The following is a 20,610-nucleotide window of genomic DNA, read 5'->3' as shown; positions in this document are numbered from 1 at the left end:
TAAGAGCTAGACTTTTGAAATGATTAAATAAAAAACCCTGTTTATAAATAAACAGGGTTTTAAAACTCTTGTAATAAGTGTTTTATCTTAAACTAGCACCTAGTTCTTTTTCAAAACGTTGTTGTAGTTTATTCATTACTTTGTCAATTTGTTTGTCAGTAAGTGTTTTATGTTCATCTTGAAGTGTAAAACTTACAGCGTAACTTTTCTTTCCATCTGGAAGGTTTTTTCCTTCATATACATCAAACAGTTGAACGTCTTTAAGGAGTTGCTTCTCAGTTTGCTTTGCGATGGTGCGAATTTCTTCAAAACCAGTAGTCGTGTCCAATAATAAAGCAAAGTCTCTACGTACTGCTGGGTATTTAGGAATTGCTTGGAATTTTATCTTATTGCGACTTGCCACTTCAAGGATATTATCCCAATAAAAATCAGCATAATAGACATCTTGAGAGATATCAATTTTTTTCAAAACATTCTTTTTTACAAGTCCAAAGTCTACAAGCTTGGTTTTTCCTAGTTGTATTCCTGTAGCTTCAGAAAAGATATCATTCTTTACAGAAGATGTTCTTCCTCTTGTAATGCCTAATTTATCTAGTACAGATTGCACAATACCCTTAAGGTAAAAGAAATCGGTAGTTGCGTTCTCATTTTTCCAATGCTCAGAATGACGATTCCCAGTTACAAATAGAGTAAGATGTTTGTCTTCTTGATGACCAGATTCATAACTGTGATACGTTTTTCCAAACTCAAAAAATGCAAGATCAGAACGTTTTCTATTAATATTATATGAGATAGCTTCAAGCCCAGAAAAGAGCATAGATCTCCTTAAGATACTTAACTCTTGACCTAATGGATTGAGCATAGTAACATTATTTTCTTCTTGTAATATATCGGTATACTCAACATAGCTAGGTGTTGTCAGACTGTTTGCCATGATCTCATAAAAACCTTGTGCTACTAGCTGATTTGCTACTACATTTTGAACTTTATGATCTTCAAACTTAGAAGAATTTGCTATAGTTGCATTTAATTTATTACCAAAGTTAATATTGTTATATCCATATACTCGAAGTACTTCCTCAATAACATCTACTTCACGAGTAACATCATTGCGATAAGCAGGAATTGTCATTCCTAAGCCTGTTTCTGTTACATTATTGATCTTAATATCTAAAGATGAAAGGATCGCTTTTATCTTTTCTTTAGGAAGTTCTTCTCCTATAAGTTTTGTAGCATTTTCAAAACTCATAAATACTTGTTGATCTTCAATTTTTTTAGGGTAGATATCTACAATTTCACTTGTGATTTCTCCGCCAGCAACTTCTTGTAATAATACAGCAGCTCTCATAAGAGCATAGTCTGTAATATTAGGATCAATCCCTCTTTCAAAACGGAAAGATGCATCTGTGTTAAGTCCGTGACGTTTTGCTGTTTTACGTATAGATACGGGATTAAAATAAGCGCTTTCTAAGAAAATAGCAGTTGTACTTTCTGTAACACCGCTATGCTCACCTCCAAAAACACCAGCAATACACATTGGTTTCTCTTCGTCACATATCATAAGGTCTTCTTCGTGCAATTCACGCTCAACTCCATCTAATGTGGTAAATTTTGTTCCTTTTTCAACGGTTTTAACTTCAATCTTGTTTCCTTTGATTTTAGTCAAATCAAATGCGTGAAGGGGTTGCCCTAATTCGTGTAGGACATAATTGGTAACATCAACTACATTATTTATAGGAGATAACCCTATTGCTTTTAAACGATGCTTAATCCAAGAAGGAGATTCTTCTACTTTAAGGCCACTTATTACGACACCTGCATATCGAGGTGCTCGCTCCCCGTCTATAATAGATACATCTACTTTATTAAGCCTATTTTCTATTTTAAATGAAGAATTAGAAGGCGTAATTAATTCAGGAGTTATATCCTGCTGCATAAGTCCAGCACGTAAATCACGAGCTGTACCCAAATGACTCATAGCATCTGCACGATTTGGTGTAAGGCCAATTTCAAAAACTTGATCATTTTCTATATCAAATACTTCAGAAGCAACAGTTCCAGGAACTAAGCTGGCATCTAGTATCATAATACCATCATGACTTTTTCCTAATCCCAACTCATCTTCGGCACAAATCATTCCGTGAGATTCTTCTCCGCGTATTTTTCCTTTTTTAATCGTCCAAGCTTCACCTTCTTCTGTATATAAAGTAGTGCCTATAGTTGCTACAGGGACTTTTTGACCTTTTGCTACATTAGGAGCTCCACATACAATTTGTACAGGAGTTTCGCCTCCTATGTCTACAGTAGTAACCTTAAGTTTGTCTGCATTGCTATGTTGCTCACAAGTAAGTACATGTCCTACGACAATACCTTCAAGCCCTCCCTGTACGCTTTGATATGATTCTATACCTTCTACTTCAAGACCCAAGTCTGTTAAGAGCTCTCCAGTCTTTTCTGCATCCCAATCTATTTTTAGAAATTGCTTAAGCCAGTTATAGGAAATTTTCATTGATTAAAATATAATTTTATAAGATGACAAAGATAGAATAAGATCATAAGCAGACAAAGAAGTCGCAATACTATCTATGATATATTTTTAACATGTATGGAAAGCGTTATTATGACCTGCGTATTTTTTCTCAATTATTATATATGCTTTAGGTGCAGAATCAAATACAGTTTTTAAATATGGCTTCTTTTTTATAAAAAATAGTTAAACTTTGTATTTTAATAGTATTACTATTATATCTTTGCTTTAATAATGAAAAACCTACAAATACATATCGTTATAAGTCCCGAACTTTATATTAGAAATCCAGAAGCTACTGCTTTAGGGAAGAAAATAGTGGGAACTAGTATAGGGATGATTGATGCATTGGGTTTTGAAAGATTTACTTTTAAAAAACTAGGAATTGAAATAGGGTCTAATGAAAGCTCTATTTATAGGTATTTTGAAAGTAAGCATGCGTTACTTGTGTATTTGATAAGCTGGTATTGGAGTTGGGTAGAATATAAATTAGCATTTGCTACAGCCAATATAGCTTCACCTGAATTAAAGCTTATAAATGCTATACAGGTACTTACTCAAAGAGTGATCGAAGACAATGCTTTTTCATTTATTAATGAAGTACTTCTTCATAAAATTATAATAGCCGAATCTTCTAAAGCCTATCATACAAAGGATATAGATAAAGAGAATGAGAAAGGATACTATAAAACGTATAAACGTGTAGTACAGGGTGTAAGTGATTTTGTTCTCGATGTAAATCCAAATTTTGAATTTCCGCATATGTTAATATCAACGGTAATTGAAGGAGTTCATCATCAACGTTATTTTTCTAAACACTTACCTTCTCTTACCGATGTAGAAGAAGGAAAAGATAATATTGCTCGTTTTTATAATGATCTTGTTTTAAAAACCATAAAAGAATGAGAAAGTATAGTGTGATATTATACTCTAAACACCTTGTTGTGCTTATCATATTTGGTATGATGATGTTGCAATCTGTAAGCCCAACGCTTGCACTTCTTGTAGATACTAGCTACGAGTTAGAGCTAGTCGATAGAGAAGAAGATGTTGACGAGAAAGAAAAACGAGAAGACATTAAGGAAAAAAAAATAAAACTATTTGCAATATATACTAACAATACACTGTATTACAGAAGTCAATCTTCTCTATACTCAAAACCTCAATCTATAGGCAATAGTATTGTTTTAGAAATCCCTATCCCACCGCCAGATATAGTATAATCGTTTACTACCTATCTAGTAATGTCCCCATGTCTTTTGGGGTACACTATTCACAATACATATAAAACATACAGGACTACTTTATAGTGGTCTCATTTCATAACATTTAATTGTCATTAGATGAAACTAATCATGTCACCTTGGAAGCGATTTATAAGTCTTCTAGAACTCGATAGAAAAGATGTTCGTCAAATTTTTTACTATGCCATTTTTGCGGGCCTAGTAGCACTTACACTTCCCTTGGGAATTCAAGCTATTATTAACCTTATTCAAGGAGCTCAGGTATCTTCTTCTTGGATTGTTCTTGTTGTTCTCGTAACACTAGGAGTTATTTTTCAAGGTATTCTACAATTAATGCAAATACGCATTTTAGAAAATATGCAACAAAAAATATTTACAAGAGCTTCTTTTGAGTTTGCGTATCGTTTTCCTAAAATTAAAATGGAAGAACTTCGTAATTATTATCCACCAGAACTTGCAAATCGCTTTTTTGATGTGCTTACGATACAGAAAGGGCTTTCAAAAATATTAATAGATTTTCCAGCAGCAGCCTTACAAATTGTATTTGGACTTATCGTATTATCATTGTATCATCCTTTCTTTATTATTTATGGATTCTTATTGGTTATTCTTATGTATGTGGTTTTTAAATACACAGCAAAGAAAGGACTGGAAACTAGTTTGGCTGAATCAAAGAGCAAGTACAAAGTAGCACATTGGATTCAAGAAGTTTCTAGGTCACTTATAAGCTTTAAAGTATCTGGGAATACAAACCTTGCGATGCAACGTAATGACTCTTTGACAACAAGTTACCTAGAAGCTAGAGAAAGTCATTTTAAGGTATTAGTAATTCAGTTTATACAACTTATTGGTTTTAAAGTATTGGTGACAGCTGGACTTTTAATCATAGGTGGATTACTTGTTTTAAATCAAAAAATGAACATAGGTCAGTTTGTAGCTGCAGAGATTATAATTTTATTGGTTATTGGATCAGTAGAAAAATTAATTAATGGTTTAGAATCTTTTTATGATGTATTGACATCTTTAGAAAAGATAGGACAGATTGTAGATAAAAAACTGGAAGAACAATCAGGTGAAGATCCATTTGATAATACAGAAGATCTTCATATAGAATTAGATAATGTAAAATATATAACACCTGAAGAAAAAGAAGTACTGCATGCCATTGATTTTAAGGTAGATAAAAAAGATAGAACCCTTCTTGAAGGAGCTTCTGGATCTGGAAAAACAACGATACTTAAATTATTATCTGGATTAGTACAACCTACAAGTGGTGCCTTATATATAAATGATATATCTATAAAAGGAATATGGCCTAGTAAATATCGAGCGGGGATAGGACAAGTGCTTCCATCTCAATCCCCTTTTGAAGGAACCATCTTAGAAAATATCACATTTGGGAATAAGAACATTTCAAAAGAACAATTACATAGTGTGCTTAAAAACATTGGATTACTTCCCTTTATAAAAGAACAATCTAATGGTCTTAATACGATAATTTACCCAGAAGGACAACAAATCCCTTTTACAGTATCTAAACGCATTGTGCTTGCAAGTGCTATTATTCATAACCCAAGATTATTATTACTTAAAGACCCTCTAGAACATTTTGAGCCAGAAGAAGCCATTCAAATTATACACTATCTCACAGCACCAGAAAGACCTTGGGCACTTGTGGTGTCAAGTAGGAATGAACATTGGAATCACTATTGTAATCAAGTTATTTCGATTTCAGAAGGGAAAATAACCTCAAAAAATAAGAACAATGCTTAACATCTCTCATAATAAACTTAATAAGAAAGTATCACTAGAGGGATATACCGCTTTCGCGAAAGCGTTTACCCCAAAATATAGCGTTTATTTTAATCGTTTTTTAATCATATTTGCTATCATAGGTGTGTTAGTACTCTTTTTACCGTGGACACAGAATGTAAACGGAAATGGATATGTAACAACGCTAACACCAGATCAACGTCCACAAACCATACAATCACCTATTCCTGGTCGTATTGAACAATGGTATGTAAGAGAAGGAGATTTTGTAAAGAAAGGAGATACCATTTTATTTATTTCAGAAATAAAAACGGAATACCAAGACCCGCAATTGGTAGCGCGTACCAATGAACAACGTAATGCAAAAAGCCGTTCTGTAACTTCCTATCAAGAGAAGATAAAAGCCTTAGGAAATCAAGTAAATGCACTTGTTAATGAACGTGCATTAAAATTGTCACAAGCTGAGAATAAACTAAAACAATCTGGCTTTAAAGTAAAAAGTGATAGTATCGATCTTCAAGCGGCTCAAACAAATCTTGAGGTAGCACAAAAACAATACGATCGTACTGTTATATTACAATCAGAAGGATTAAAAGCAGTGACTGATGTTGAGGTAAAACGATTGAAACTTCAAGAAACACAAGCAAAACGGATCTCTCAGGAAAATAAATTATTAGCAAGTCAAAATGAAGTGATTAACGCTCAATTAGAGATCAGTCGTATTGCAGCATCCTATGCAGATAAGATTGCCAAGTCTCGTAGTGATCGTTATACAGCAGAATCTAATCAGTTTGACACCCAAGCGCAGGTGAGTAAATTAGAAAATCAAGCGACAAATTATGAGATGCGTAATGCTCTCTATTATATTACGGCACCACAAAATGGTTATATCAATAAAGCGATAAAAGATGGAATAGGAGAGACGTTTAAAGAAGGAGATAAACTTGTAGGGATTATGCCTGCAAACTACGACCTCGCTGTAGAGACATATGTAGCTCCTATAGATTTACCACTGATTCATTTGGGAGAAAATGTACGTATCCAGTTTGATGGTTGGCCAGCAATTTTTTTTAGCGGTTGGCCTAATGCTTCTTTTGGGACCTATGCAGGAAAAGTTGTAGCGATAGAAACCTTTATAAGTGATAATGGGAAATTTAGAGTACTTATTGCTCCAGATGCAACTCAAGAAGCTTGGCCAAAAAGCATGCGAGTAGGCTCAGGAGCATATACGATTGCATTACTTGAAGATGTACCCATTTGGTACGAACTATGGAGGCAGCTTAATGGGTTTCCTCCTAATTACTATACACCAGACGGAAAAGAAATTGCCAAAAAGAAATAACATGAAAACACAAATTATATATAGTTTGCTAGTGATCCTTTGTTCTTTTATAACGGTAGGGAGTGCACAAGAATCCGGTACAACAGGAGAACAAATCCTCACATTTGAAGAATATATAGGATATGTAAAAAAGCATCATCCTTTATTAAAACAAGCAGAGCTAGTCTTAAAACAAGGAGAAGCTAACCTCTTAAAAGCAAGAGGAGGTTTTGACCCTAAGATAGAAGTAGATTATGCTCGTAAACAATTTAAAGGCATCGATTATTATGATGAACTCAATACAACATTTAAAATACCTACGTGGTATGGCGTCGAGTTTAAAGCAGGATTTGAGCAAAATTCTGGAGAATTTTTAAATCCAAGACTTAATGTACCAGAAGAAGGGTTGTATAGTGTAGGTGTTTCGATAGCACTTGCACAAGGGTTTTTGATCAATGATCGGATGGCTACGTTGAGAAAAGCCAAATTCTTTAAAGAACAAACAAAAGCAGATAGAGACTTATTGGTGAATAATGTGCTATTTGAAGCAAGTAAAGCATATTTTGAATGGCTTGAGTATGCAAATGCTCAACGTATTTATACCGCTTTTTTGGAGAATGCAACAATACGTCTCAAAGCAGTTGAACGTAGTGTGGCAGTAGGGGATAAAGCAGCAATTGATAGCGTAGAAGCTAAGATCACACTTCAGAATAGGGAACTTAATTTAGAAGTAGTGTCTTTAAAAAGACAAAAAGCAGCCTTGATTGTAAGTAATTTTTTGTGGCTACAAGACGTCCCTATTGAGTTGCAAGACGATATCATGCCTATAATACCACAACAGCAAATTTTAAAACAATCCCTTCAGATAGATGGTACAATGCAGGTGGATGCTTTCTTAGAAACACATCCTAAATTGAGAAGCCTAGACGCTAAAATCTCAAACTTAATAATAGATCGATCTCTGAAGAAAAATAAGTTACTACCTAAAATCAATCTAGAGTATAATTTTATAAGTCCAGAATTTAATGATCTTTCTGGATATAATACGCAGGAGTATAAAGCTGGGCTAGCTTTTAGCTACCCTATTTTTACGAGGAAGGAACGAGGTGATGTTAGACTTGCTGAGCAGAAATTGCAAAGCACAGAATTGGATCGTATCTCAACCTCGCTCACACTAAAAAATAAATTAAGCGCTGTACAAACTGAGATAACGTCTCTTGATAAACAAAATGAACTTATTAAACGTATTGTAGATGACTATAAAACATTAGTCAGTGCAGAAGAACGTAAATTCTTTTTAGGTGAGAGTTCGTTATTTCTTATTAATTCTAGAGAACAAAAATTAATAAACGCAGAACTAAAAGAAAATACGCTGTTAATCAAGCAAATAACAGCAATTGCAAATCTGTACAATGTGTTAGGACTTGGCAATTAAATGTGTTTATCTTCTTTTTAATAAGAATTATTAACAATCTAACGGCTTATATGTAATTAGTAATCAGGAAACTACTTACATATTGTTATTAGTGCAATTAATTAAAACTATGCACGCATAGGATGATTATATTTTTTCTCATAGATTCGCAACCGCATTATAGAGGTAACAATTTCATAATAAATAAGTTGTGATGAAATTTCTATTTTTGCATATATAATAACCTAACATAATTTTTATGAAGAAAACAGTACTTTTTTTGACACTTTTTTGTGTTCATGTAATCGCTTTCAGTCAGATTCCGGCTTATTATGATGATGTAAATCTTACATTACAAGGTACCTCCTTGCAAAACGAATTGGCATCCAAGGTTACAAATACACATACCACCTTTTTGACATATACCCCAGGAGTATGGGACGCATTACAAGTAGCAGATCTAGATCCTACAAATTCAAATAATGTATTACTTATTTACGGTTATGATGATACTGATGGTAATACATTAACAGATAGAACAAGAGATAAAAATCTAAATGGAGGAAGTGCAGGCGAGTGGAATAGAGAACATACCTATCCTAGATCATTAGGAAATCCTAATTTAGGAAGTGAAGGGCCAGGATCTGATGCACATCATATCCGTCCAAGTGACATTCAGTTAAATTCGCAACGAAGCAATCGTAAATATGCAGATGGTTCTGGAAATGCTGGAGTTACTGCACAAGGACATTTTTATCCTGGAGATGAATGGAAAGGAGATGTAGCGCGTATGATGTTATTTATGTATGTACGTTACAATAGTCGTTGTTTACCTTCTAATGTGGGGATAGGAAACGCAGTAGCAAGTGATGCAAATATGATTGATTTATTCTTAGAGTGGAATGTAGAAGATCCAGTAAGTGCTTTTGAAGATACCCGTAATCAGGCTATAGAAGGTATCCAAGGAAATAGAAATCCTTTTATAGATAACCCCGCTTTTGCTACGCAAATATGGGGAGGATCACAAGCCGAAGATCGATTTGGAGGAGGCACTACAGACCCTGGAGATACAACTGCTTCAGAACTATTCTTTTCGGAATATGTAGAAGGATCTTCTTTTAATAAAGCAGTAGAGATCGCAAACTTTACAGGCGCATCTGTAGGATTATCTTCATACTCTATACGAAGACAAACGAATGGATCCGGTTCTTGGAGTAGTGGTTATGCATTGAGTGGCTCTTTAAACACTAATGATGTATTTGTAGTAGCACATAGCTCTGCAAATGCTACGATTACAGGAGTTGCAGATGCTGCAACATCAAACTCGGCAATTAGTTTTAATGGAAACGATCCTGTAGGTTTATTTAAAAACGGAGTGTTAATCGATGTTATCGGAACATTTAATGGCGGAAGTGCCAACTTTGCAAAAGATGTAACACTTCGTAGAAAAGCTACAGTATTATCACCAAATACCACCTATACAACGGCAGAGTGGGATAGTTTTTCTTCAAATACCGTAGATGGTCTAGGAGCACATACGATCGAAGGTTCAGGGTCTACACCAGATACAGAAGCTCCTACAGCTCCTACAAACCTTACAGCTTCATCTATTACAGAAACCACCGTAAACCTATCTTGGAATGCAGCTATCGATAATGTAGGTGTTGTAGCGTATGATGTTTATAATGGTAATGCAGTAATCGCGACAACAACAGTGACCAATTATGCAGTGACAGGATTAACACAAGCAACAAGCTATAGCTTTAGTATAAGGGCAAAAGATGATGCATCCAATGTTTCAAATGCAAGTGCTAGCGTGTCTGTAACAACAGATGCAGTGGTTCTAAACTACTGTAATTCTAGCGGAAACAATGTGAATTTTGAGTACATTGATTTTGTTGGAATCTCTGGTATTTCAAATACAACAAATGCAAATGGCGGTTATGGAGATTTTACAAACCAAACAGGAACACTAGGATATGGATCTAATAGTATTGTATTGAGCGTAGGTTTTTCTGGACAATCTTATACAGAAAATTGGGGTGTTTGGATTGATTTTAATCAAAACGGAACCTTTGAGTCTTCAGAAAAAGTAGTGACAGGATCAACATCTAGTGCAGGGAATTTATCCTATAACCTTACAGTGCCTACGACAGCACTTGCCGGAAATACGAGAATGCGTGTTGCTATGAAGTGGAATGGTGTACCGACACCTTGTGAAACATTCTCTTATGGCGAGGTAGAAGATTATACAGTTACAATTTCTTCAAATAGAGAAGCAACAAGCACAAATCTTGCCATGAGAATAGATGGTGAATTGGGTGTTGAAACTCCAGTATTTGATGCACAATTTATACAACGCGATGCAGCGATGATGATTCAGATGACAGATGATAGGGAAGTAGCATACACGATTTATAATGTACTAGGACAACAAATCACAGAAGGTTCTTTTAAAGGGACAACACAAGTGACTGCTATGCCAAAAGGCATCTATTTTATAAATATCCAAGACGATCAACGCACGATCAGTAAGAAATTTATAAAGCGTTAAGCGTTATTTTTTATACTTTTAAAGATCGCTTAGAGATTCTTCTTTAGGCGATTTTTTATGCCTTATAATATGTATCTTGTAAGGAATTATAGTATTTATTGACCTAGCGTTCCAACTCGTTTTATGAAAAAGATATTCCTCCTTATTGTATGTATATGTGCACTTTCGTGCGAAAAACCAAGTCCAACACTTCAAACGGGTTTTTGGAGAGCTGCCTTAATTGTTCAAGACACTAAGGAGCTTCCTTTTATTTTTGAAGTAAAAGACAATGGAACCCTTGTGATTCAAAATGCTGAAGAGCGTATTACAGTTGATGAGATTGTGATCAAAGGTGATAGTATCCGAATCCAAACACCCGTTTTTGAAGGGTATTTTCAAGGTGTATTCAGTAAAGATGGAACCCAAATTACAGGCGACTTTATAAAACCAAGTCTAGATCGCGTCGTCCCATTTACGATGAAGTATGGAGACGAAGTACGCTTTCGCGAAAGCGTAAAAACACCCATTACCGATATCACAGGAAGTTGGGAAACCGTATTTAGTGATGAAGGTCCTGAAGATCGATATATTGCCAAAGGTATTTTTGAACAAGACGGAAACCAAGTAATAGGGACTTTCCGAACAACCACAGGGGATTATAGATTTCTTGAAGGAGTTATAGAAGGGGATCAATTACAACTCTCAACCTTTGATGGAGCCCATGCATTCTTATTTACGGCAACCGTGACTGATAGTACTTTAGAAGGACATTTTTATAGCGGAAATCATTGGAAAGAACCTTTTGTGTCTAAACGTAATAATGAGTATGAACTTCCAGATGCTAAAGATTTGACCTATATAAAAGAGGGATATGATGGACTCTCGTTTTCATTTCCAGATATAGATGGCACGATGGTATCTCTGGATGATGAACGTTATAAAGACAAAGTGGTTCTTGTGCAAATTATGGGGTCTTGGTGTCCTAATTGCTTAGAAGAATCTAAATACTATGTTGAATATTTAAAAGAACATCCAAATCCTAATTTTGAAATCGTTGCACTCGCTTTTGAATATGCTCCGACAAAGGAAAAAGCCTTTGGAAGCATTAAACGATTAAAAGATCGATTAGAGATTCCATACCCTATTTTACTCGCTCAGTATGGAGATTCCGATAAGAAATTGGCTAATGATAAATTGCCAATGCTTAACCATATTATCTCATATCCTACTTCAGTTTTTGTAGATAAGAAAGGGGAAGTAAGGCGTATTCATACTGGTTTTAATGGAGCAGCAACGGGTCAAAAACACCTTGATTTTAAAGCAGATTTTGAGCAATATGTTAAAAGTCTACTTGAGGAGTAGATTTAACAGGAAGCTAACATTTTTTATAAAACGTGCTTCATACCTTTTGGGCTCTAAAAAAACAACCCGAAAATGAAAAAAATATACCAAATTATTGCAAGTCTAGCAATATGTTTATTAATCGTACAGGTAGATGCAACTGCACAAATAAAAACACCAGCAACAAGCCAGAAAGCAACGGTAAATCAAACCGTAGGGATTTCTGATGTATCTATTACATACTCAAGACCTAGTGTAAGAGGAAGAAAAATATGGGGAACTCAACTGGCACATTATGGCTTCCAGAATTTAGGTTTTGGAACATCAAAAGCAGCGCCTTGGAGAGCTGGAGCCGATGAGAATACAGTGATTACATTTTCTCACGATGCTACTGTAGAAGGGAAAGCAATTAAAGCGGGAACGTATGGGTTGCACGTAGGATTACAAGAAAATGGTACCGCCACTGTGGTATTTTCAAATAATTCGACCTCTTGGGGAAGTTATTTTTATGACGAAAATGAAGATGCTTTACGTGTAGATGTAAAGATGGCAGATAATGCACATACAGAGTTACTCACTTATGCATTTGTAGCAGTAGATAATGCATCTGCAACGGTAGCATTACAATGGGAGAAAAAAGCAATCCCTTTTAAAATAGGGTTTGATGTTCCTAGTATTGTGATGGAAGATATCAGTAACAAATTAAGAGATCAAACAGGATTTAACCGTCCAGCTTGGGAAAGTGCAGCACAATATGCATTTAGTATTGGAAATACAGAAAAAGCTTTAGAATGGGTAAATGCAGCACAAGCAGGACAGTTTTTTAGTCAGAAGACATTTGGCAATGCACAATTGAAATCGGCGATATTAAATCAAATGGGGAAATCTAATGAAGCTATCGCCGAAATGGAAAGCGTATTTGATCAAGCAACAGCATTAGAATTACACGGATATGGAAGACAATTAATAGCTGGAGGAAACCTTGAAAAAGCAGAAGAAGTCTTTAAAACTAATGCAAAGAAAAATAACAATGCATGGCCTACGCAATATGGCTTAGGTAGACTATACTCTGCAAAAGCAGATTATAAAACAGCGATTAAATACTTACAAAAAGCCTTACAAAACGCTCCAAACGCTGGTTCTAAAGGAAATGTACAAGCAAATATCGATAAACTTAAAAAAGGAGAAGACATCAATTAGTCTTTTAAAATAAAATGCAATTACTTTAAAGCCTACATACGTAGGCTTTTTTGTTTTAGAGAAGTAGACTCCGCTGCTTTTTAAGTATCTTTCTAAAAAAAAGAAATGAAAGGATGTGTATACATGCTTATTTTGAGTGCTGTACTGCTATGCGGTTGCTCGGATACAGATGATGATGCTATGATATTGCCGGTAGATACCACAACAGATTTTCCTGATTTTACATTCTTAAACTTCTCAGGAACTACTACTTTATTGCAATACGAATTCTTGTCTTTTAATCAAATGGGAAGTTACACCGATATTGCTTCTTTAGATGGTGTAAGTCCTAATATACAGCGAGTTGAGGTTGTGGGGGATGTGGCAGGTATGTATGCAGGTAATATGGTGTGGCTTAAAAACTTTAGGACAGGAACGGTATCTGTGGGGACTAACTTTTTTGATGAATCGGATACAGAGTTTCGTAGTTGGACAGTTAACTCAGAACAAGAAGTGTTCTCTGGATTTAATGATTCGCCAGCCTTTGATAATTTTAAACTCCGTACGATCAGTCTTAATACAGGAGTCGTTTCTGAGACACAAATAGGGGCTTTAGGTCAAAACAGTATTCCTGCTTATAAAAATCAACGATTGGTTTTTTATGAAAATCAAACGACCACCACGGGAACTCAACAAGCTACACTAGTGGTTGTGAATACAGACGAAGTAGAAGTAATTGGGTTAGAAGTCCTAGACGGAGTTCATGTTTTCGGGCTCGCTTTTGGAGATGCCCATGATATCTATGCATTTTTGAGTAACAATACTTATGTGAGATATGATGTAAATACGTTTACACTTTTAGACACAGCGCCTTCTTCATTTAATCGTGTTTTAGATGGTTCAGAACCTATTATAAATGGTCAATTGTATTATACCTTTATGCAACCAGAGCCTACTGTGATAGAAGATGTACCAGCTATTTATGATATTAATTCCCAAACGACCACACTCGTAGATATTACGCCAATGCTTGCAACACTTTCTGAGAATAATGGATGGACCAATCTTACACGTACTACAATGAACTATGTAGATTCTTTACAAGCGTGGCTTATTGGGTATAGCTATGTAGACGCCAGTGGCGTCACACAAGGCGGCGTTGCTAAGTTTTCTAATGAAGGAGTACTCTTAACAAATCTTGAAGTCACAGATCATCCGTGGAATATGATTGTGTTGGAGTAAGCATTCTTTTTTCTCTTATAGTATTGTGGTACATATAAGAACGTACGTATTATCACTATTTCTAGTGAATGTGCCTATCAAACGATTGTTATCCTGAAGTTGGCTAATGATCTCATCACACATAGTAGAGCAATCAATAGGAATTGTGTTTAATAATTGAAATCCTGTAGTTGTATCGCCTGTAACAAATGTTTCCGTGACACCACCCGCACCTAAAGCAAGCCATACATCAAAAGTTTCTGTAGTAGATCCAGGTGTTTTGCTTACTTCATTTATAAGTTCATAACGTATGCTGCTTCCATCGGCAGGAGGATTGTCTATTTCAGACTTTCTCACAATAAGCTCATAATCAAATCCGAGTTCATAATTAAACCCTTCTATACCACTATAAAAAATCCTAAAATTAGGATCATCACCTTCTCTTACAAGTGTAGTAAATTGTAAATCAAGACCTACGGCTGTTGTTTTGTAATGTTTAATTTCTAGAGAGACGATTTGGGCATTATCATCATCGTTTGAGCAACCAGTAAAGATGCTTGCTGTGATTAGTAAGATTAGATAATTGATGTAGGTAGTTTTCATGAAGATTATTTATAATAAGATGTAAAGAATGTAAAAAGGTTGCTTTAAGGCGTGTTAATAAATTACAAACTAGCTTATATAGCTCCAGATATTCTTAAACTTAACCATTTGCGCATACATAAAGCGTATGATTTGGTTTTCCGCTTTCGCGAAAGCGGGGTCATCCTTTACCACACCCCATGCATAGCTTCTTGCCACTTTTAAGATATCATTATCGCGTATGATGTCACCTATTTTAAGGTTAAGGACACCACTTTGTTGTGTACCCATAATATCACCAGGGCCTCTAAGCTTTAAATCAACCTCTGCAATCTCAAAACCATCATTGGTGCGTGTCATCGTCTCCAATCTAGTTTTGGAATCACTAGAGAGCTTAAAACTGGTCATAAGAATACAATAACTCTGCTCGGCACCACGACCTACACGACCTCTTAATTGATGTAGTTGACTCAATCCAAATCGCTCGGCACTCTCAATAATCATCATTGAGGCATTAGGGACATTTACGCCAACTTCAATCACCGTTGTGGCAACCATGATTTGAGTTTCGCCTTTGATAAAGCGTTGCATTTCATATTCTTTATCGGCAGCTTTCATCTTTCCATGCACGATAGAAATTTGATATTCGGGCTGTTGAAATTCTCTCGAAATACTCTCGTAGCCATCCATCAAATCTTTGTAATCCATAGCCTCAGATTCTTGGATTAATGGGTACACAATATAGACCTGTCTTCCCTTCTTAATTTCATCACGAATAAAGGCAAAAACTTTGAGTCTATTTGCATCATATCTGTGTACAGTTTTAATCGATTTTCTACCAGGTGGTAACTCATCAATTATAGATACATCAAGATCTCCATAAACGGTCATGGCGAGGGTGCGAGGAATAGGAGTGGCGGTCATCACAAGTACGTTAGGAGGGAACTCATTTTTATGCCATAATTTACTGCGTTGTTTTACACCAAAACGATGTTGTTCATCAATCACAGCAAGTCCTAAATTTTTAAATTTAACCTTATCTTCGAGCAACGCATGTGTACCGATTAAGATGTCTAATTCGCCATTTTCTAATTTTTCATGAAGAATTTTTCTATCTGAAGCTTTAGTTGAGCCAGTTAATAATGAGATACTGGTTTTTAGCGGTTTACATAATTCAATAAGTCCATTATAGTGTTGGACTGACAAAATTTCAGTTGGCGCCATAAGACACGCTTGAAAACCATTGTCAAGTGCTATTAACATTGATAGTAACGCTACAATAGTCTTCCCAGAACCTACATCTCCTTGCAAAAGCCGACTCATTTGCGCATGTGTACCCAAATCACGACGTATTTCTTTAATGACTCGTTTTTGAGCATCTGTTAAATCAAAGGGTAAATGCTGTTTGTAAAAGTCATTAAAAAGCGGTCCTACTTTTTCAAAAGAATACCCTTTTATTTTGGTTTTATGTGTTCTGTTTTTAAATGCAAGTTGTAACTGAATATAGAAAAATTCTTCAAATTTTAATCGGTATTGTGCCTTTGCTAAATCACTCTGAGATTGTGGAAAATGAATGTTCAATAATGCCTCTCTTTTTGGCATTAATTTCAGAGCTTCAATGATAGGTTTTGAGAGGCTTTCATGTAAGTGACTTTTGGCTTCCAAAAAGAGCGTTTGCATAAGTACATTTACAACCTTATTTGTGATGCCTTTATTGCTCAATTTTTCAGTACTTGGATATACAGGTTGCATGGCACTACGTAGACTTTTTTTGTGGTCTTCTAGTAATTCCATTTCTGGATGTGGCATAGAATAATTGCCATTATAATAATTGGTCTTCCCAAAAATCACATACACCGTATTGAGCTTTAATCGTTCTTTGATCCACTTCTGTCCTCTAAACCAAACGAGCTCCATGGTGCCTCCATCATCTTTAAAAGTAGCAACGAGTCGCTTTCCTTTTCCTTCTACCATTTTAAGACTGGTTACCTTACCGACGATTTGCACATCAGAACTATTGCGTTCTAACTCAGAAATGGTATAATACCGAGTACGGTCTATATATCGGTTAGGAAAAAGATGTATTAGGTCTTGATAGGTATGAATCCCTAACTCAGCACGTAATAAATCAGCCCTATTGGGTCCAACGCCTTTTAAGTAGTCGATAGGTGTCTGAAGGAATGTGGGATTCATTAAAGCTAATTTAAATGAATTTCACTGGTTTGGGAAATTTTTGTTTGAGCGTATTTATTTTTAATTTGTTCCTATGTTATAACCCTTGTTTTATTGCGGCGTATCTTTTTTCCAATATTCTTTCTTAGCTTTCTTTTGTTTATAATAGGCAACAAAGATTAATGAGAATGGAAAGAATAAAATAATCAAAATCCATTTAATAATAGTTAAAATTAAATTCATATCTCTTTTATATACAGTGTGTTTTTAGTTTTTCTCGTGCTTCTTCATCTCCTAACTTAGCCGATTCTATAAAATTTTGACAAGCATTTATGGAATCCTTTTTTCCAATATATGCTTTCCCAAGTATGAAATAACAATCCTTTATAGCATAATTGGCTTTTAAAGATTTGTTGATATCAGAAATAGCCCTATCGTACATTTCTATTTCTAAAAATTCAAGTCCTCGTTCAAAATAGATTTCGTAATCGTATACGTTGTAATCCATATCACTATCAAAATTCTTAAAGTCAAAATTTGGAACAATACTGATACCTCCTTCATTTGAATTTAATGCACCTTCAGTTTTAAGAGCCTCAGTATAGTAGGCAATGGCTTTATTATGTTCTTTTAAACTACTAAAATTGTTTCCAATATTATATAGTGCCACAGTATTGTCACCATCAAATCCTAATAGTTTTTTATAATCAGCGATACCTCCTTTATAATCTCCTAATTTTGATTTATAAAAGCCTCTGTTTAAAAGAGCAGGCCTGAATTTGGATTGCTTATCAATAGCTTTGTCAAGACTTAAAATAGCTTCTTCCCATTTTCCTTCTTTCTTTAAGCCTAAAGCATTATTATAATATTCGCCAGCAGGCGTAAAGTCACAACTGTTCAGTGCAAAGAGTAGAAATACGAGTATTGTCGTCTTTTTCAATGTAAATGATATTTAATATGTATCAATGCTTCCATAATGTGTAGTTGTGTGGTGTTCTACTAATCCCATTGTATGGGTAACACAATTATACCTTCCTTTTTTAAAACGTTATAAAACGCTTCATTCAGAATATGGTCTTCTTTAAAAACGTATAATTTTGTTGCTAAGTCAATAGTATTTTTTATAAGATCGTTCTTTTTGTCAATCTTTTTGTGAATTTCTTTTAAGAGGACATTCTTATAATAATCCCCTTTAACATGGGTTAAAATAAAATCTTCAAGATCGTTAGTCATTTTGGTATTCAAATATTCTAAAACTAATTCTAAATATCTTTTCTTTTTTTCTAAACTAACCATATAATTTTGAAAGTATTCATCAATTTCTTTGTTAATTTTTATTTCAGAGGAGATGCATATACTTCTATTTATTTCCTTAAAATAAGTTTCAAAAGCTTTATTTAATTCAACTTCATTGGGATAAATATCTTTTCGCTTATCTATTTTTAAACGACTTATTGCTGCGGGCTCTAAATCTGCATAGTTATAGGATTCTTTGATTAATACATTAAAGTCTTCTAAACTTAATTTGGCTCCAGTATAAATATACATCTCGTCATATCCACCAAAAATTTTAGTATTGACGAATAAAGTATCACTATTAATTATTCTTTCTATTGATTCGCCTGAAAGATATGGTAGTTCACCAGCGCCATGAATTGTAGTCCACTCTAGTAGATAAATATCTTTAATTTCTTTAAGCTCAACATTTTTTCTATCTTTTCTGTTAATAAAAGGAGGTAAGTTTTCTAACTGATAAATGAAATCTATTAATTGTACTGTACTGTCTTTGGTGAAGTATTTTTTAATTGACTCATTTTCTTTAGGTTTTATATAATTATCTTCAATCATATATTCTCCAAAAAATTTTAGATTACTTATTTCAATATTCCCATTAGTATAGATGATTTTTGTTTTTACAATTGAAAAACAATGTCCACAATCAGCAATACTTAATTGATAAAAAAGTTGGAATACTAGAATCAGAATTGCTTTTTTAAAAATATACATTTTCATTCTTCTATAATGTTTTTCAATATTTTTCGTACCGTTTTGCTAAGTTTATTTGGTGTTTTTGGTCCACTCTGATTGGTCATGATTGAAATACCTACGTTATACTTTGGGAAAATGAATAACCAGTTTTGCATTCCGCTAGTTCCTCCGTGATGATTATAAGATCTACCATACTTATCATTCCATACTCTCCAAAAGTATCCAATTTTAAAAGTTTTTCCTCTTTCGTATAGTACTCTTTGAGATTCAAGGACGACTGGGTTTTTAGTATTTAATTGTAAAGCGGCATATTGCATCATATCTGTCATAGTCATTTTTGCTCCGCTTCCTGTTGCCCAAAGTGTATTTAATTGGTTAGGAGATTGTGTTTCATTGTTCATCCAGTATCCTTGAACAAGCTTTTGTTTCTGTGTTTCGTCCAATGTAATAGCAGTATTGAACATATTATTTTCAGCTAAGAAACTCTCTTTTAATAATTGATCAATATCCTTTTGGTAGATTGTTTCTAAAACATGTCCAATCAACTCTGCTCCAGCATTTGAATATAAGTATGTAGTTCCTGGTGCTTCAGTTATGGAAATGTTTTTTAAATCTGCTAGAAACTGTTTTTTGTTATAAGATCTCTCCAGTTTAATATATTCTTCAGGGACATGTTCATCAAATTTTTCAAATACGTTATTCATTTCTAGAGGTAAAAACTTAGGCAAACCACTTGTATGTGTGAGTAAATGCTTTATCGTGATAGGAGTGTCATTATATTGTAAGTTTGAAAAGTCTCCTTCTAAATAGATGATTACAGCATCATCTAACTTTATTTTTTCTTCTAATACTGCTCTAGCGACCAAATACCCTGTCATCGTTTTTGTGACAGATGCGATTTCATATATGGTTTCATTGTTTGGAGTATTGCCTTCTCCTTTGTCAATTTCTCCATAATGTCCAGTATACACCTCGCCGTCTTTATATATACCAATAGATACTGAGTTGATATCTTTGTCTTTTATAAAAGAACTCCCATGTTTTTCGATAGATTTTAAAATTGGATCTTCGACATTGCTTGTTTGAGAAAAGGACTTTTGAAATGAAAACGTAGAAATTATAAGTACAATAGGTAGAAGGTATTTCATTTCTTTTTTTAATCTATTTTATCAAAAAATGCGCCATCTTTTTATTAAGAGCGTTTAATAGGGTTGTTTTTTAGATGTAGGGTAGTGGTCTTGTGTGCAAAGAAATGTGGGATTCATTAACGTTAATTTAAATGAATTTCTATATTCAGACAATGATCGATATAAG

Annotated in this window: 15 protein-coding genes; 9 read left to right on the top strand and 6 right to left on the bottom strand. The window is 34.4% G+C overall.

Going from position 1 to position 20,610, the window contains the following annotated elements; all coding sequences use genetic code 11:
• Positions 1-82 precede the first annotated feature (82 nt).
• A complete protein-coding gene (gene pheT / locus ABJD27_RS06625; RefSeq protein ID WP_348167514.1) occupies positions 83-2,509 on the bottom strand; it encodes a phenylalanine--tRNA ligase subunit beta in 2,427 nt (808 codons plus the stop codon).
• Positions 2,510-2,761: 252 nt separating this feature from the next.
• Here pheT and ABJD27_RS06620 point away from each other — a divergent pair, with 252 nt between their 5' ends.
• The 9 genes from ABJD27_RS06620 to ABJD27_RS06580 all read left to right on the top strand — a co-directional run bounded on the left by ABJD27_RS06620 (position 2,762) and on the right by ABJD27_RS06580 (position 14,574).
• A complete protein-coding gene (locus tag ABJD27_RS06620; RefSeq protein ID WP_348167511.1) occupies positions 2,762-3,433 on the top strand; it encodes a TetR/AcrR family transcriptional regulator in 672 nt (223 codons plus the stop codon).
• Complete coding sequence (locus tag ABJD27_RS06615) at positions 3,430-3,750, top strand: hypothetical protein (protein WP_348167508.1); 321 nt, start codon at positions 3,430-3,432, stop codon at positions 3,748-3,750. Before ABJD27_RS06620 ends, ABJD27_RS06615 begins: the two co-directional genes overlap by 4 nt.
• Positions 3,751-3,870: 120 nt before the next feature.
• Complete coding sequence (locus tag ABJD27_RS06610; protein ID WP_348202016.1) at positions 3,871-5,544, top strand: ATP-binding cassette domain-containing protein; 1,674 nt, start codon at positions 3,871-3,873, stop codon at positions 5,542-5,544.
• A complete protein-coding gene (locus ABJD27_RS06605) occupies positions 5,537-6,886 on the top strand; it encodes a biotin/lipoyl-binding protein (protein WP_348167502.1) in 1,350 nt (449 codons plus the stop codon). The genes ABJD27_RS06610 and ABJD27_RS06605 overlap by 8 nt, the downstream gene beginning before the upstream one ends.
• A 1-nt stretch (position 6,887) precedes the next feature.
• A complete protein-coding gene (locus ABJD27_RS06600) occupies positions 6,888-8,300 on the top strand; it encodes a TolC family protein (RefSeq protein WP_348167499.1) in 1,413 nt (470 codons plus the stop codon).
• A gap of 238 nt (positions 8,301-8,538) precedes the next feature.
• On the top strand, positions 8,539-10,833 hold the full coding sequence (locus ABJD27_RS06595) for an endonuclease (RefSeq protein ID WP_348167496.1): 2,295 nt from the start codon (positions 8,539-8,541) through the stop codon (positions 10,831-10,833).
• Between the two features lie 123 nt (positions 10,834-10,956).
• Complete coding sequence (locus ABJD27_RS06590) at positions 10,957-12,174, top strand: TlpA disulfide reductase family protein (RefSeq protein ID WP_348167493.1); 1,218 nt, start codon at positions 10,957-10,959, stop codon at positions 12,172-12,174.
• Positions 12,175-12,246: 72 nt separating this feature from the next.
• A complete protein-coding gene (locus ABJD27_RS06585) occupies positions 12,247-13,353 on the top strand; it encodes a DUF2911 domain-containing protein (protein WP_348167490.1) in 1,107 nt (368 codons plus the stop codon).
• Positions 13,354-13,458: 105 nt separating this feature from the next.
• Complete coding sequence (locus tag ABJD27_RS06580) at positions 13,459-14,574, top strand: hypothetical protein (RefSeq protein WP_348167487.1); 1,116 nt, start codon at positions 13,459-13,461, stop codon at positions 14,572-14,574.
• Between the two features lie 15 nt (positions 14,575-14,589).
• Here the strand turns inward: ABJD27_RS06580 and ABJD27_RS06575 are convergent, their stop codons facing one another.
• The 5 genes from ABJD27_RS06575 to ABJD27_RS06555 all read right to left on the bottom strand — a co-directional run bounded on the left by ABJD27_RS06575 (position 14,590) and on the right by ABJD27_RS06555 (position 20,444).
• The gene (locus ABJD27_RS06575; RefSeq protein WP_348167484.1) at positions 14,590-15,156 is read right to left on the bottom strand and encodes a DUF4377 domain-containing protein; all 567 of its coding nucleotides are present in this window, start codon (positions 15,154-15,156) and stop codon (positions 14,590-14,592) included.
• A 69-nt stretch (positions 15,157-15,225) separates the two neighbouring features.
• Entirely contained in the window at positions 15,226-17,328 is a 2,103-nt protein-coding gene (recG, locus tag ABJD27_RS06570) for an ATP-dependent DNA helicase RecG (protein ID WP_348167481.1), read from the bottom strand.
• A gap of 229 nt (positions 17,329-17,557) precedes the next feature.
• Positions 17,558-18,247 (bottom strand): hypothetical protein, encoded by a 690-nt coding sequence (locus tag ABJD27_RS06565; protein ID WP_348167478.1) that lies wholly within the window; start codon positions 18,245-18,247, stop codon positions 17,558-17,560.
• A gap of 59 nt (positions 18,248-18,306) precedes the next feature.
• A complete protein-coding gene (locus ABJD27_RS06560) occupies positions 18,307-19,320 on the bottom strand; it encodes a hypothetical protein (RefSeq protein ID WP_348167475.1) in 1,014 nt (337 codons plus the stop codon).
• Complete coding sequence (locus ABJD27_RS06555; protein WP_348167472.1) at positions 19,317-20,444, bottom strand: serine hydrolase domain-containing protein; 1,128 nt, start codon at positions 20,442-20,444, stop codon at positions 19,317-19,319. Before ABJD27_RS06555 ends, ABJD27_RS06560 begins: the two co-directional genes overlap by 4 nt.
• Between the last annotated feature and the right edge of the window lie 166 nt (positions 20,445-20,610).

The sequence above is a fragment of the Dokdonia sp. genome (assembly GCF_039945015.1).
Classification (GTDB): domain Bacteria; phylum Bacteroidota; class Bacteroidia; order Flavobacteriales; family Flavobacteriaceae; genus Dokdonia.
The sequence above is the reverse complement of the archived record's forward strand: the minus strand, read 5'-3'. Positions and strand labels throughout refer to the sequence as shown.